The following is a 14,774-nucleotide window of genomic DNA, read 5'->3' on the forward strand; positions in this document are numbered from 1 at the left end:
GGCGGCTTTTCGGTCCGCTGTGGATGTGGGCTGAATGGAAGCGCGAGAAAAAGAAGTGTGGAGCTGAACGAGCTCCACACTTTAAGGGAGGTGGAACAAACATCAGAAGCGCAGGCGGCCCTGAAGGGCGAGCCAGCGGCCGGAGGAGTTTGGCCATCCGTCGGAGAAGACCCGTCCGAAGTTCGGATCGGACGGACTGGAGTTCACGCTGCCAAGCACCTGGTGGTTGAAGAGGTTGTAGACGTTAAATGTGGTTTCAAGCGAGATGCCTTCATGGACGGGGAAGGTTCTCTGCACGTTGGCGTCGGCGCCGTTCATGCCCATCTGGCGCACGCCGTTGACGCGGGTCGGAAAGACGCGCAGGTTTTCGGTCTGAGGCTGACAGGCCGGATTGGTGACGAATCCGTTTCCGCTATATGTGCATGTGGTGGTTACAGATCCATCGCTGTTTGTCGTGGTGACGGCGCTGGCGGTGACGGTTCCGGGGTTGAGCCACTGAACGTAGTTAGAGCCGCCCGATGCCTGCTGGTTGTAGTAGACGGGATGTTTGATCTTGATGCTGTTCGATTTGATGTTGCCGACGTAGAAGGTATTGCTGAAGTTGACGAGCTGGCCTGGCTGCGCCTCCCAGCTTGCGCTGAGCTGGAAGCCTCCGAATGCTCTGGACTCCCAGCCTGCATTCGCCCAGTGTCTGCCCCGGCCAAAGGGAAGGTCATAGACACCCTCCGCGGTGAAGCGGACGGGCTCGCTGTAGTTGCTGGGCTCCCAGCTGGGGCCGGCGTCGAATGCATTCGCGAAGTAATCGCGATCGTGCTGGTCATTGAGCTGCAGAGAGCCCATGACGGTGAGTCCGCGGCTGTAGCGGCGGGTGAGGGTGATGAGCACTTCCTGGAAGTGGGATTCTCCGAGCGACTGGTTGAGCGACAGGCCGCTCATCTGCGGATAGGCACGCACGAGGTCGGAGACGGGGATCTGCTGCTGCGTGAAGTAGCTGTTCAGCGACATCATGTTGTAGACGGCGGGGTTGGTGGACTGCACTCCGCTGAAGTTGGAGATGTAGAAGGGATTGGGAACCTTGCCGGAGAGCAGCGCGATGGGCGTGGTGTTGGGCTGCAGGCCGCCGGCATAGAAGGATGCCGGTGTGTACGCAGAGTTTTTGGTCGCCTGCAGATTCGTAGTGTGCGCGATGTTGTACGAGATATCGAGCATCATGGAGCCGCTGAACTGGTACTGCACTCCGATAGTGCCCCGCTGCTGGCGCGCAGGGACCAGATTGTGATCGAAGACGGTCGGACTGTCGCCGAGATAGTAGAGAGCTCCGGCGGCGCTGCCGATGGGCGCGTTGAAGCGTGAGCCACCGGTGCCGGAGGGAAACGGATCGGTGAGCGGAGGAGTGCCGGCGGTGAAGTTGGTTCCGTAGGTGGTGGATGTGTTCACGCTGGTGGATGCGCTGAAGCCATCCTGATCGATCGAGGCGTTCAGAGCGTTGAGTGTGTCGTAGAAGAGGCCGTATCCTCCACGAACGACCAGACGCGGTGTGACCTGATAGGCGATGGCAAGACGCGGGAGGAAACGGTAGTTGTTCTTCCACACGCTGCGCGGCGCGCCATCGACACCCGCATACTCCGGACCGCCTGCGATCGCCAGCGAGGATGGAAGCACGGCGCGCTGAGCGGGCGTGGCTGAAGCAAGAGAGCCCTGATAGGCACTGCCAGCGGGACCGGAGATGGCGGAGAGATCGGCATTAGAGTTCCAGCCGACGATGAGCTGATTGTGCTTTTCGACGACGCCGTATTCAAACTCATAACGAAGACCGGGAATGATGGTCAGCTTCGGGGTAACGCGCCATGTGTCTCCTGCATAGAACGCGTAGTAGGGCGACTGCAGCGACGCGGAGCTGTTTCTGGCGGCCGCTGCGGTGGTGTCCACGCCCATGAGAAATGCGGCGTAACTTAACCCGGTGTTGTTCTGCTGGAACGCATTGTCGGAGCCGTTGTTTTCCTGGGTGTAGGTGTTATCGAAGCTGTAGGTTCCGGAGGCATTGCCGCCTACGCCGAAAGATGCGTTCTGCCAGCGGTACTCGGCACCGGCCTGGATGGTGTGGTGCCCCTGCACATGCGTGATGTTGCCGCGAATGGCAAAGGAGCGATAGGTGGAGGGGACGCTGTCGGTTTCACCGAGTGAGGTATTCGGCGCTCCCGGCACGCTGTTCTCGTAATTGCTGATCTGCAGAACGGGCAGCTCAACGAGCGCCGGATTGACGGACTGCGCGTACTGATCGGCGTACGTGGGCAGGCCGAGATCGCTGGGCTTGTAGGTGTCGTAGCCGGGGTAGTAGCAGCAGTGCGTTCTGTAGTTGGTTCCACCGAAGGTCAGCGCAAGGTTGGTGTGGTCGCTGAAGATGTGGTCCCACCCGATGGCGGGCACGTCGATCCAGCGCGGCCCCTGCTGCTGACCGACATCGCCGACGGTCCAGTCGTTCTGTCCCTTGGTGTAGTCTGCGCGCGTGTAGCGCACGAAGAGATTGTCTTTGGGCGTGAATTTGTAGTCCACACGGAAGGTGAAGTCGCGATAAGTCTGCGGCGTGATCTGGGTGTAAGCATAGTTGCTGCCGGTGGGATTGTTCTGCGTGGGCACAGGCATGAGGCTGTTGTAGAGCTTCACCATCGCGCTGTTGGTGAGCCGGCTGCCGGAGATGACGTTGCCGCAGAAGGGCGCGCGGCGGGGAATGCCCTGCGAGTCGAGGGTGACGGAATAAGGATCGTAGATCTGATACTGGCCGAAGTAGGGCGTTCCCGCAGGGCACGCGGAGGTGAAGGCAGCGGGAATGTTCGTGGTCTGCTGAGGCAGATCGCTGAAGTCGCCGGTTCTCTCCTGCAGGGTTGGGACGGTGGCTGACTGCGATCCCGCGCCGGCGAAGGTGTCGTCGAGAACGGAGGCAAAGAAGAAGAGCTTGTTGTGTCCGTCGAAGACGCCGGGGATGTAGACTGGTCCGCCGATGGCGGCGGCGCCGTTGTTCATGTGGGTTCCGGGCCATCCATACTGATTTTCGATGCCATAGCACTGAGGGCTGGTGCTGGCTCCGTTGACGCAGTTGGCAAGAGACTGCTGATAGCGGTAGTTCAGTCCCTGGAAGTGATTCATGGCGGCCCAGCGCTTGGGCGTATAGGTGTAGCGGACTGTGCCGTGAAGTTTGTTGGTGCCGTATTTCGAGGTCTGCGTAACCGAGACGCCCATGGTGTGGCCGACGGATGCGTCGTAACCGGTGACGTCGAATTTGGTTTCTCCCAGCTCGTCGATGGTCGGGTTGAGACCGGACTGGCGCGAGTTGGTTTCGTTGGGAGCGCCGTCGAGGCTGAACTCGTTGTCGCCGATATTGCCGAAGGCTCCGAAGTCCTGGGTGAGGCCGGTCCAGGCAAGCGTGTCATCGGTCGAGGCGGCCTGGCCGGTCGTGCCCTGAACGCCGGGAGCGATGAGCGCGAGCCAGGTGGGGTTGTTGCCGGAGACGGGGATGGCTTCGACCTGTTTGGTGGTGAGCACCTGGCCGCTGGAACCGCTCTCGGTGTTGAGAAGGCTGGCGTCGGAACGGACGACGACGGTCTGAACGCTGCCGCCGGTAATCAACTGCAGGGGCACGTTCACGTGCGCGGCTGTTTCGAGGGTGATGCCCTCGCGCAGCAGGTCCCGGAAGCCATGCTTTTCGACCCGGACGCTGTACCGGCCGGGGATAAGGGCGTTGACCTCAAAATATCCGGTGCCGTTGGTCAGGCTGTTATAGGGAACACCGGTCGCCATATTTGCGACGATGATTTTGGCTCCGGGAATGACCGCGCCGGAGGAGTCGGTTACCGTTCCTGAGATGGTGCCGAGGCCGGTTCCCGACTGGGCGAGGGAGATAACCGAGAAAAACAGGATAAAGAAAAAGGTTACTACCCCTGTGAGAAGTAACCTGCACGGCTTCTTTGTGAGTATCTCCATCCATGCCGTAAAGTTATGAGTACTTCGCGCCATAATGCATGCCTCCTTAAGTAAAAACAGCGTGATTTAAAACGTCTTTTAGAGCAGACGATGAACGGTTCCTTAAAACCGTGGATCAAGCTATTTCGCGACTTATGGGGCTGGCTACGTTAAGAAGGAGTTCTAACGATGCCGTATATTGCTGATAAAAATAGGTTTTTACAGATGGCGGGAATGTAACGGTAGAGACCTCCGTTAACCGGGAGGGTCTTTCGCTCCGATTGCAGGCGCGAAGAGTGTGCGCGGTCTTCGCCCACTCGCGATGGAGACGGGGAGGATGGTCCGTCGATGACGACCGCAGAAAGCACATCCGAAGATGCGCAGGGATACGCAACCGAAGAGCCAGGCGGCCTGCGAACAGGCCCGGCGGGGTCGATCCGGAATCGCCGTCTCTGCGGTTACGGCCGCAGATGAAGCTGCGCGGTGAGCGTTGCCTGGGATGATCCGCCGGCCCAGAGCGTGTAGCTACCCGGCTCGACGGCCCACTTCCCTTCCGCGTTCCAGACGGCGAGCTGCTTTTGCGGAATGTGGAAGGTGACGGTTTGGGTCTCCTGCGGGTTCAGATGGATGCGCGAGAAGCCTTCGAGCGAGCGGCGAGGTGTTTCGACGCTGCCGACATCTTCGCGCATGTAAAGCTGTGCGACCTCATCGCCGGGGCGATCGCCGGTATTTGTCACCTCGACGGTGGCCTGAATGTCTGCACCGCTTCCGGGAGCGGGAGGCTGCACGATGAGGTGGTCATAACGGAAGGTGGTGTAGCTGAGGCCGAAGCCAAAGGGAAAGAGCGGCCTGCCGTTGCTGTCCGTGTATCCATACATGCGTGATGGATCGGAGTTGTAGTAGTCGGGCAGCTGGCCGATGGTCTGCGGAAAGGTAATGGTGAGGCGGCCGGCGGGATTGTTGTCGCCGAAGAGCGTTTCCGCGATGGCTTTACCGCCGAACTCTCCGGGATACCATGCTTCGAGGATGGCGGGAACGTGCTCCTTCGCCCAGCGGATGGTCAGTGGGCGTCCATTCTGAAGCACAAGCACGACGGGCCTGCCGGCGGCTGTGACGGCTTCGAGCAGCTCCTGCTGATTGCCGGGCAGATCGAGGCTGGAGCGATCGAAGCCTTCACCGGAGATGCCCAGCTTTTCGCCGAGCGCCATGACGACCACATCCGCATCTTTGGCCTTTGCGACGGCCTGCGGAATGCTTGTGCCTTCATCGAAGGTTACGGTTGCGTGCGGAAGCAGATTCTGAATGCCCTGAAGGATACTGATGTGCTCGCCATTCGCTTCTTTCTCGTAGTCTCCGTAGCGCGCGATGTTTCCGTTGGGACCGATGACGGCGATGCGCTGCGTTGTCTTTGCAAGAGGCAGAAGATGATTGTCATTTTTCAGCAGCGTCATGGATTCGAGGGCCGAATGCAGAGAGACGGCGAGATGCGCGGGCGCGCGATGCTCTTTGACGTTCAGATTCGTGTCCACGAAGGGATGGTCGAAGAGGCCAAGGGAGAACTTGACGCGCAGGACGGAGCGAACGGCGCGATCGAGGTCTGTTTGAGAGAGTGTGCCGTTGTGCACGCAGTCGATGAGCGCCTTCTGAAACGGGGCGTGATCGAGATCGTAGAACTGCATGTCGACACCGGAGCGGATGGCCATGCAGGCAGCGTCTGCGAGACTGCCGGCGACGTGATGCACGGTGTAAAGACGCTTGATGGCGCCGAGATCGGAGAGCACGAAGCCCTGAAAGGCCCACTCATTGCGAAGAACGGTCTTCAGCAGAAAGGGATCGGCGGTCATGGGGATGCCGTCGATCTCGTGGTAGGCGGCCATGACGCCCATAGCGTGACCTTCGGTGATGGCGGGCTCGAAGGAGCGGAGCATGACCATGCGCAGCTCGCGCTCGCCGATGTGCACCGGCGAAGTATTAGTGCCGCCTTCGGGCGAGCCGTGCGCGACGAAGTGCTTGGGCTCGGCGACGACGGTATGGTCTGTGCTGAGGCTGCCGCCCTGTGCGCCGCGGACATACGCGAGACCCATCCGGCCGGTGAGATATGGGTCTTCTCCGAAGTCTTCTTCGACGCGGCCCCAGCGCGGATCGCGGGCGAGATCGAGCACGGGAGCGAGGATCATATCGACTCCTGTGGCGCGGGCCTCGGCCGCGATGGCGGCGCCGGTCTGCTGCGCGATCTGCGGGTTCCATGTCGCCGCGAGGCCGATGGGCGCGGGAAAGACGGTTCCGGTGTCGAAGCCGTGCAGACCTTCTTCAATGAACAAAGCGGGAATGCCGAGGCGGTTGTGCGCGATGACCCACCTCTGGATGGCGTTGGCCTGCTCGGGCGCCGGGTTGAGATCGTGCACGGAGCCAACGCCGAGATCGCCCCACAGCGCTTCGGCTTTTTCCGGCAGGAAGAGCGCATCGGCGGCGGCATGCGTGTCATCGGTATGGCGGCTCATGATCGAGGTCGCGCCAGAGTACATGTCGAGCTGGCGGACTTTCTCTTCGAGGGTCATACGCCGCAGGAGGTCGCTGATACGGTCTTCGATGGGAGCACCGGCCTGGCGGTAGAGGGCGCTCGAAAGAGACGGCGCGGGCGCGGCGCTTTGCGCGTTCATTGGCGGCAGCGAAAGAGAGAGAAGCAGGGCAAAGAGGAAGAGGCAAAGTCCGGCGACTCGCACCACAGGCAGCGTTCGCGCATCGAGCTGCTCTCGAGTTTTATCCGCGTGCGAGAAGAAAGAGCGGAGACGCGCGGCGATGGCTGAATGAGAGCGATACGGAGTGCGGCGTTTGATCATGCTTTTGACCATGGAGGATGGCTGTGATGGCTCGGCTGCAGAGAATTGACAAACGCAGATCACGCTAATTGATGATGGCGTGCAATGGCAACGTTAACGACGCTTTCTAACGCGGAGATATCTGATTGCAAATAAATAACGTTAAGAAAATAAAAATGGTCTAACAGGTGGATACCTTTCACGGATATGGCAGACGGCAAGAGCTTTATTCGGAAAGCGGAGCGATCGGGCAGCGAGAAGAGGACCGGTAAGCGGAGCGGCGCGTGCAGAGACAGCTCATATTTGGGTATGATGAGGCGGTGCTCCGGTGAGGAGCGAGGCGGTTTCCTGTTGCAGGAGGCCGGAGGTTTGACTGCGCTCTGTTTTCATCAGGAGCGTCCGAACATTTTTTGATTTTCCAACGTCTATTTCACAGGGGACTCGCAGACTCAATAACAGCGACCCCGTTTCCTCTTTTTCGGAGAGCCCGTCGCGTAACACAGCACTTCGAGAGGAGTTGCCGGATGTTGTCCGGTTCGAGACTTAAATTTCGTGGTATTACGCGCGCGATCTTTGCGCGTCTTCAGAAAAAAGCAAAGAGAAACGGTATTCCTGTTCCCGGACCGGCGGGCGAAGCGGTGAAGGACGGAGCAAGGATTCAGTGGAAGTACGATCCTGAAGCGGAGCTGCTGGAGGTGGAATGCGTCCGGGCACCGTTCTGGATCGATGCAGCTCGCGTCAATCGAAAGCTAAGCCAGGAGATTGAAGATACAGCAGGTCCCGGCCAGGCGGCCTGAGCTCTTTTCCCAAAAACTGTGAGCCTCTTATCGGCATCTGCGGGTGATTCGTGCGCTCCGATGCTCAGGACGATCGGGAAGAGCGGCAGGTATCCATAAATGTATCTATAAATATAGACAACGATACAGAAGCAGGTCCGCGCAGACAGAGCTCGCAGCTCAGTCTGCGCGATATCTCCGAAGCTGCCGTCGCGGTTTTCGGATCTAGTGTTCCATTCCCTTTTTTACCAGGCCTGGGTACCACGAACGAACGCAGAGGATGCGGGAGGGGACGTTTGGCGCACTGTAGTAGCCCACCGTTGCATTGAGGCGGAAGAAATATGCATCGCCCGGTTTGGCGGGATGCCTTCCGGCAGTTCCGTCCATGCCTCCGCCGGCCACCATGGTTCCGTGGCCGCTGAGCACAAGGTAAATCTCCTCTTCGCGCTCGTGGTGATGCGGAAAGTTGGTGCCGCCGGGAGCGATTTCCATCAGAAAGAGACTGGTGAGCACCCGTCCGGCGGCGATGCGGTCGCGCTTGCTGTCAACGTCTCCCATGAGCAGGCGGTAACGGGTTGAGTCGGGATGGCCCTGCACGAGAGCGGTGGGCACATCTTCGATGTTGGCCTTCAGCGGACCCTTCGGCGGCGCGACCGGCTCAAAGCCTTTGGTGCGAAAGCCCATGATGACGGCGACGAGAGGCTTTGCCGATGGGTTCTTCAGAGTGTGCGAAACAGCCGATGGGATGTAGAGATAGTCTTCGGTCTTCAGCGGCACGTCCTGATTGCCGTACTGTGCGCTTCCGGTTCCGCTGAGCACCACGTAGACCTGATCTTCCTGCGGATACTGCACGGAGGCGCATGCGCCACCGGGATCGACGGTGACTTCGCCATAACGCGCGACGCCCACAACGACCGACGTGTCTTTGTCGCCCGCGCCGAAGAGCGGCTTGTAGTGGCATGTGGGCGAGGTGATATCCGATGGCTTTGCGGCGACGGAGGAGACGCCGCGATAGAGCCAGGTGGGATCGATCTGCCGGTCTTCAGCGTGGAAGAGAGATGCGCAGGATGCAGCGAGCGACAGAACGATGAGTGTGCGGGGACGTTTGAAGATCATCGGAAGCCGTCCTTTCGAGGCTCTGCGCCGCGTATCGGAAGCGATGCGCAGAGCGTGCGTTACATATTGCCTTTGGCCTGCTCGCTGAATGCAGCGGCGCGTATAGCCGACTCCGACCGGTCGAGCCGCTGCGGCTCGATCACCAGAGGGCGCTCCGGATGTACCGTCATCCAGCAGACCGCGCTGAAGATGGCCAGCGCCGCGGCGATGGCGAACGATGTGGTCCAGCCGTAGCGCTGCGCGATCCACGGTGTGAGCGAAGCTGTGACCGCGCCGCCGATCTGAGCGCCCATATTGATCATGCTGGAGAAGACGCCGGAGTTGTTGCCGGCGATATCGACCGATACGGACCAGAAGGAGCTTTGCGAGATGTAGAGGGCTCCGGCTCCGCCGGCGAGAATGACGCCGGCGAGTCTGGGGCTGTGCACCTGCGATCCCAGAATCAGAAAAAGAGCCGTGGCCGCCGATGCGACGGAGGCCAGTCCGCAGCGGCCGGCGCGCAGACCCCAGCGCCGGGTGATGCTGTCGCTCATGACGCCACCAATGAGGCAGCAGACCGTCATGGAGAGGAATGGCAGCATGGCGAAGTCGGCGCTCGATTTGAGATCGAAGCCGCGCACCTGCGCCATGTAAAGGAAGAACCAGCTGAAGAAGATCCACGCAATGTAACCGAAGCTGAAGTACCCGGCGATGAGCGCGAGGAGGTCCCGTCTGTGCAGCATGGCGCGCCAGGAGATCACAGGCTTCTCAAAGGCCGCGGCCTGCATGCCCACGCCTTCCTGAATCTCGACCAGTTCAGCAGCGGTGATGGATGGGTGCTCCTCGGGAGCGTCACGCGCGATCTTCCACCAGATGAGAGCGGCGATGAATCCGAGAATGGCGCTGAACCAGAAGGCTGCGCGCCAGGTGTAGTTCATGATGAGCCAGTTGAGCAGAGGCGGCGTGAGGCCGCTGCCTGCGCCGACACCGGCGAAGATGAGTCCGTTGATGACGCCGCGCTCTCTGAGCGGTACCCACCGGGCGACGAATTGATTGGCGGCGGGATAGACCACCGATTCACTGGCTCCGAGGAGCAGACGAAGCGCGATGAGAAAGAGAACGGCGTGCTGTATGTGCGATGGAAGCAGCGCGGTGATGGCGGTCGTGACTCCCCAGAGCAGCACGCCGATGGTGAGCACTTTACGCGGGCCGGTGCGGGAGGACAGCCAGCCGGCGGGAATCTGCAGGCCGGCGTAGCCGATGAGGAAGGCGCTGAAGATCCAGCCCAGACTCTGGTTGGTAAGACCGTACTGGTGGCTGATCTGCAGGCCGGCAATGGAGATGTTAGTCCTGTCGAGGAAGGCCACTCCGCTGAGGACGAAGAGCCAGAAGCCCAGAAGATACCGCACGCGCAGCCTGCCCATAAGAAGACCGTTACCTCCCTGCATGCGACGCTCCAGAGAGAGATGCCGAAACCTGGCGCTCAGACTTTGCCGGGCGGTTTATTCGGGGGCCTCGAAATACCGGCTGAAGATATTCCGATGGTTCATGGTGCAGAGACAAGGCGCTGTTCCGGATGTAAGGCACGCTCACAGGCACAATTGTCGAGTGCATGTGAGGTGCCTGTCATCGGCTGTGTGCTCAGGGTTAAAGTAGGCCAAATAGCCTACTGCAGCGATTAAAGCCTTTCGAACTGTTTCAAAGCCTTCCGAACTGTTTCACCGCTTCTTCGATGGAATGATATTTTTCGATGAATGAATACATGGAGTGCTCGCTGTTATCGAGCTTCTGCGCGAGCACAAGAATCTCGGCGGCCTGCTGACGCGGCACCACGACGACGCCGTCCTGATCGGCGGCAACGATGTCTCCGGGCGAGACCGATACTCCATCGCAGATCATTGTCTGATTCATGAAGGCGAAGCGGTAATGGCCCACGGACGTTGAGGGCACCGGACCGAGAGCGTAGACGGGAAAGCCGATCTTTTTAAGCTGAGGCAGGTCGCGCACGCCGCCATCGATGACTGCACCGTTGAAGTCGCGCGACATCATGGCGGTACCCATGAGGCCGCCCATGCCGGCGATATCCGCGCCATCCTCGACGGTCATGACGAAAACGGAGCCGGGCGCGCCGGAGTCGATGGCCCTGAGCATGCCGTCGAGCGCATGCGGATCGTGATTTTCCTCTTTGACCAGCTTTACGGTCAGAGCCGGGCCGGCAAACTTTGCGGGAAAGATGGACTGCATGTGGTGCGACATGTATCGCTTTTCGTGCAGCAGCTGCTCCATCGCGTCGGAGACGGAGGCGACTTCGACATGCCGATAGGCGTCGATCATGGCGGCGGGATTGGCCGAGTAATCGGCGGCCGTCAGCGGAGTGTCGGCATGGACGATATGCGACAACCCCAGGAACAGACCGGCAGCAAGCACAAATCCGAAGGCGGGAGCGGTGCGAAACAAGCGGGAGAAACGCTTAGCTGGCATATATCACCTATTGAGGAGATCACACAGGGAGTAACGCTATACTCGCATCGCACGGCGATGCAAATCACGGATGCATGCTGGCGCGGCCAGCCGGAAACCGGAGATCCGGCGCCTGAGAATACGATTTCACACGACGCGCGAGGCTCTGTCACCGGGCTTTCGTCCTACTGCGGCGTAGGTCTATTCGCCAGGCGCTGCGGGCACGCGAGCGTGCTCGCAGCACGTTTACGGATCGTCCCGCAGTACCGTACGGCCGTCAAAAACCACTACCGGACAGCGAACAGAACCTGATACCCTACACGCGTATTTGCACGCTTTTCATCTTTCTGTTTATGGCCCAGGCTGTCGATTGCAGAAATAACGCCGGAGAAATCCAGGAGTCCACGCTTGCGCCGAGTTTTTGAAAATGACATGCTCCGGGATACCGGAGGCGCGCAGCACCCGCTCTCCATCAACGGCCCCTCGGAAAAGGATTTTGGCGCCCGCCAGGGCTCTTCTGCGCTTCCCCTGCGCGGTTTCGGAATGCGGCTGGAGGCGGACTCGGCTTTTCCCGAGACGCGGACTCACGTGCGGTATTTTCTGGCCTTCTGGCTCTTTATTCTGAGCGGCGTGGCCTTCCTGGACCGCACCAATATCTCCATTACCGGCCTGCAGATCAGCAAGGAATACGGGATCGGCAACCAGGAGCTGGGCTGGATCTTCAGCGCGTTTCTGATCGGTTATGCGGCGTTTCAGGTGCCGGCCGGATGGCTGGCCGCTCACTTCGGGCCGCGCAGAGTGCTCACCTTCGGCGTTCTGTCGTGGTGCGCGGCGACGGTTCTGACGGCGCTGCTGCCGGTGGGCATCAGCCAGGCGATTCTGCTTCTGGTCTCGATCCGGGTGGTGCTGGGCGCGGGCGAGTCGGTGATTTATCCGGCAGCCAACCAGTTTGTGGCGCGATGGGTGCCGCTCAGAGAGCGCGGCATTACCAACGGACTGATTCTCGCCGGGGTCGGCGCGGGCAGCGGCCTTACGCCGCCGATTCTTACCTGGCTGGTCGTTTCGTATGGCTGGAGGGTCGCGTTCTGGTTCAGCTCGGTGGTGGGTATTGCGGTTTGCGCGGTGTGGTGGCAGACCGCGCGGGATACTCCGGAGGAGCACCCCGCGGTGTCGAAGCTGGAGCTGCGCGAGATTCATGAGGGGCTTTCGTATCTGCCGAGCACGCCTTCGGAGTCGTCTACGCCGGTGATCTCGTGGAGGGCGATTCTGCACCGCAAGGATCTGCCCGCGCTGATTGCCGGATACTTCAGCTTCGGCTACATTGCGTGGATCTTCTTCAGCTGGTTTTTTCTTTACATGGCGCAGGTGCGCCAGTTCGACCTGAAGGCGAGCGCGTATTACTCCATGCTGCCGTTTCTGTCGATGACGGTATGCTGCCTGGCGGGCGGCGTGCTCAGCGATAAGCTCACGGAACGCTATGGTCTGCGCGTGGGACGCTGCTGGCTGGCCGCGGTGGCGCTGGTACTGACTGCGCTTTTCCTCCTCTTCGGCTCCCAGGTGCATAACTCCTCGCTGGCGGCGGTGACTCTGGCGGGCGGAGCGGGGGCGCTGTATCTCTCGCAGAGCTCTTACTGGTCTGTGTCGGTGGACATTGCCGGACCAAGCACGGGCGTGTTCTCGAGCATCATCAACATGGGCGGACAGATCGGCGGGGCGGTGACGGCTTCGCTGACGCCGTGGATCGCGCAGCGCTACGGCTGGACGACTTCGTTTGCCATCGCCGCGGTGCTGGCCATCTTCAGCGCACTGTGCTGGCTCACGGTTCGTCCGGAGAGCCCTATCCCCGTTCCTGCCGAATGATGTGGATCGTATGCTGCAGGCCGGCTCAGAGTTAACCGCAATGGACAAGGCGCTTCTTTCTGCCGGGGCACAAGATCCGCGGCGGTGCGGCTTCCGTTTCTCTTTTGGCCTGCCTGTCCTACTGCTCGCGCTCACGGTGAGCGTGGGACTTCAAACAGCGGCACATGCCGAGAAGGCCGACGGCGCTTCGGCTGCCGCACAGAGCTCGACGGCGAAGGGCGCTGCGCAGGCTTCGCAGCAGCAGCAGGCAGCCGGATCGGCGCAGACGCTCGAATCGCGGCTGCCGTTCTATCAGACGTGGTACTTCTATCTCGCGCTGCTCTTCCTCGGCATCACGCTGCCGGTGCAGATCTTTCGCCGCCGCATGCTGCTGATGAAGGGCAGGATCGGCATTGTGGTCGAGGAGCGGAACCGCATCTCGCGCGAGTGTCACGACACGCTCATGGCCGGCTTTGCGGCGATCTCATGGCAGCTGGAGGCAACGGCGAAGCTCTTCCGCGACAGCGGGCTCGAGTCGACGCCGGCGGCTGAGTCGTGCGAGCTGGCGCGCAGCATGGTCTCGCACTGCCAGGCGGAGGCGCGGCGCATTATCTGGGACCTGCGGGAGACCGACGAGGTGACCAGCGTTCTTTCGCAGGCGCTGACGCGGTCGCTGGCGGCCAATCACGTTCAGGGCAGGACGCAGACGACACTCGAAGTGGAGGGCGAGGAGATTCCGCTGGCGCCGGGCTGCGTGCATCATCTGGTCTGCATCAGCCAGGAGGCGGTAAACAATGCCATGCGCCACGCCAGCGCCTCGCGCATTCTGGTGCATCTGAAGTATGCGAGCGATGCGCTCTTTCTCTCGATCCGCGACGACGGCAGCGGATTTCAGCCCTCGTTCCGCGCCTCATCGCGCTACGGACACTTCGGTATTGCCGTGATGCAGGAGCGGGTGAGAAAGATCGGCGGCGTCTTCCGTATTCATTCCCTGGCCGACTCGGGAACGGAAGTGGCGGTGGAGGTGCCCTTCAACGCGACGGAACAACTCGTGCATCAGGGGCAAAACGTCATACGATGGATCGGAATATGAAACCAATCCGTGTGCTTCTGATCGAAGATCATTTTCTTGCGCGCATGGCGCTGCACTCCGTGCTCTCGGCGCATTCGCAGATACAGATTGTGGGCGAGGCCTGCGACGGCGAGGCCGGACTGGCGATGTACCGCTCGCTGCTTCCGGACGTGGTGGTGCTGGACCTGCGGCTTCCGCTGATCAGCGGCTTCGATCTGATCGTGAAGATCAAAGAAGAGTTTCGCTCGGCTCACATTGTCGTGCTTTCGAATTACTCCGGCAGCGAGGATATTTATCGCGCGGTGCGAAGGGGCGCAATGGCTTATCTGACGAAAGATGCGAGCGGCGAAGAGCTGATCAACGCGATCGAGAGCGTGCATCGCGGTCTGCGCTATTTTCCGAACATGGCTCTGGACCGGCTTGCCGAGCGGACACCCGCTCTGGAGCTGACTCCGCGAGAGACCGAGGTGCTGAGCTGCATTACCCGGGGCTACAGCAATCGCGAGATCGCCGAAGAGCTGGGCATCGCGGAGAAGACGGTCCGAATCCACGTCAGTTCCCTGCTCGACAAGATGGGCGCGAGAGACCGCACGCAGGCGACGATCTATGCCCTGCAGCGTGGCTTGATCCATCTGGAGTAATCTTTAAGGCCATTTAGCCTGGCCTGTCATGGGGCATTTGTCCGTATATGGACGTGCCGCTTCGTCTTATGCTTTCCGCATTGCGCAATCCGGGTCCGGAGACGGCTTTTATTCC

9 protein-coding genes are annotated in these 14,774 nt (G+C 60.6%); 4 read left to right on the forward strand and 5 right to left on the reverse strand.

Translation table 11 applies throughout. The annotated features are described in order from the left end of the window. Window positions 1-102: 102 nt before the first annotated feature. Both D0Y96_RS16535 and D0Y96_RS16540 read right to left on the reverse strand, forming a co-directional pair. Complete coding sequence (locus D0Y96_RS16535) at window positions 103-4,011, reverse strand: TonB-dependent receptor domain-containing protein (protein ID WP_117302131.1); 3,909 nt, start codon at window positions 4,009-4,011, stop codon at window positions 103-105. A gap of 404 nt (window positions 4,012-4,415) precedes the next feature. Then, on the reverse strand, window positions 4,416-6,797 hold the full coding sequence (locus D0Y96_RS16540) for a glycoside hydrolase family 3 N-terminal domain-containing protein (protein ID WP_252263868.1): 2,382 nt from the start codon (window positions 6,795-6,797) through the stop codon (window positions 4,416-4,418). A gap of 503 nt (window positions 6,798-7,300) precedes the next feature. On the opposite strand from D0Y96_RS16540, the gene D0Y96_RS16545 reads away from it, so the two are divergent. Next, complete coding sequence (locus tag D0Y96_RS16545) at window positions 7,301-7,573, forward strand: hypothetical protein (RefSeq protein WP_117302135.1); 273 nt, start codon at window positions 7,301-7,303, stop codon at window positions 7,571-7,573. A 204-nt stretch (window positions 7,574-7,777) separates the two neighbouring features. Here D0Y96_RS16545 and D0Y96_RS16550 read toward each other — a convergent pair whose 3' ends face one another. The 3 genes from D0Y96_RS16550 to D0Y96_RS16560 all read right to left on the reverse strand — a co-directional run bounded on the left by D0Y96_RS16550 (window position 7,778) and on the right by D0Y96_RS16560 (window position 11,128). Continuing rightward, a complete protein-coding gene (locus tag D0Y96_RS16550; RefSeq protein WP_117302137.1) occupies window positions 7,778-8,668 on the reverse strand; it encodes a cupin domain-containing protein in 891 nt (296 codons plus the stop codon). A 59-nt stretch (window positions 8,669-8,727) separates the two neighbouring features. Beyond that, window positions 8,728-10,095: an MFS transporter gene (locus tag D0Y96_RS16555; RefSeq protein WP_252263869.1), complete on the reverse strand. Its 1,368-nt coding sequence runs from the start codon at window positions 10,093-10,095 to the stop codon at window positions 8,728-8,730. A gap of 250 nt (window positions 10,096-10,345) precedes the next feature. Next, entirely contained in the window at window positions 10,346-11,128 is a 783-nt protein-coding gene (locus D0Y96_RS16560) for an RraA family protein (RefSeq protein WP_117302141.1), read from the reverse strand. Between the two features lie 522 nt (window positions 11,129-11,650). Between D0Y96_RS16560 and D0Y96_RS16565 the strand changes: the two genes are divergently transcribed. The 3 genes from D0Y96_RS16565 to D0Y96_RS16575 all read left to right on the forward strand — a co-directional run bounded on the left by D0Y96_RS16565 (window position 11,651) and on the right by D0Y96_RS16575 (window position 14,659). After that, the gene (locus D0Y96_RS16565) at window positions 11,651-12,967 is read left to right on the forward strand and encodes an MFS transporter (RefSeq protein WP_117302680.1); all 1,317 of its coding nucleotides are present in this window, start codon (window positions 11,651-11,653) and stop codon (window positions 12,965-12,967) included. A gap of 142 nt (window positions 12,968-13,109) precedes the next feature. Further along, the gene (locus D0Y96_RS20505; protein WP_350449105.1) at window positions 13,110-14,039 is read left to right on the forward strand and encodes a sensor histidine kinase; all 930 of its coding nucleotides are present in this window, start codon (window positions 13,110-13,112) and stop codon (window positions 14,037-14,039) included. Further along, window positions 14,036-14,659: a response regulator gene (locus D0Y96_RS16575; RefSeq protein ID WP_117302142.1), complete on the forward strand. Its 624-nt coding sequence runs from the start codon at window positions 14,036-14,038 to the stop codon at window positions 14,657-14,659. Before D0Y96_RS20505 ends, D0Y96_RS16575 begins: the two co-directional genes overlap by 4 nt. The last annotated feature ends 115 nt before the right edge of the window (window positions 14,660-14,774 follow it).

The organism is Paracidobacterium acidisoli (genome assembly GCF_003428625.2).
Lineage (GTDB): Bacteria > Acidobacteriota > Terriglobia > Terriglobales > Acidobacteriaceae > Paracidobacterium > Paracidobacterium acidisoli.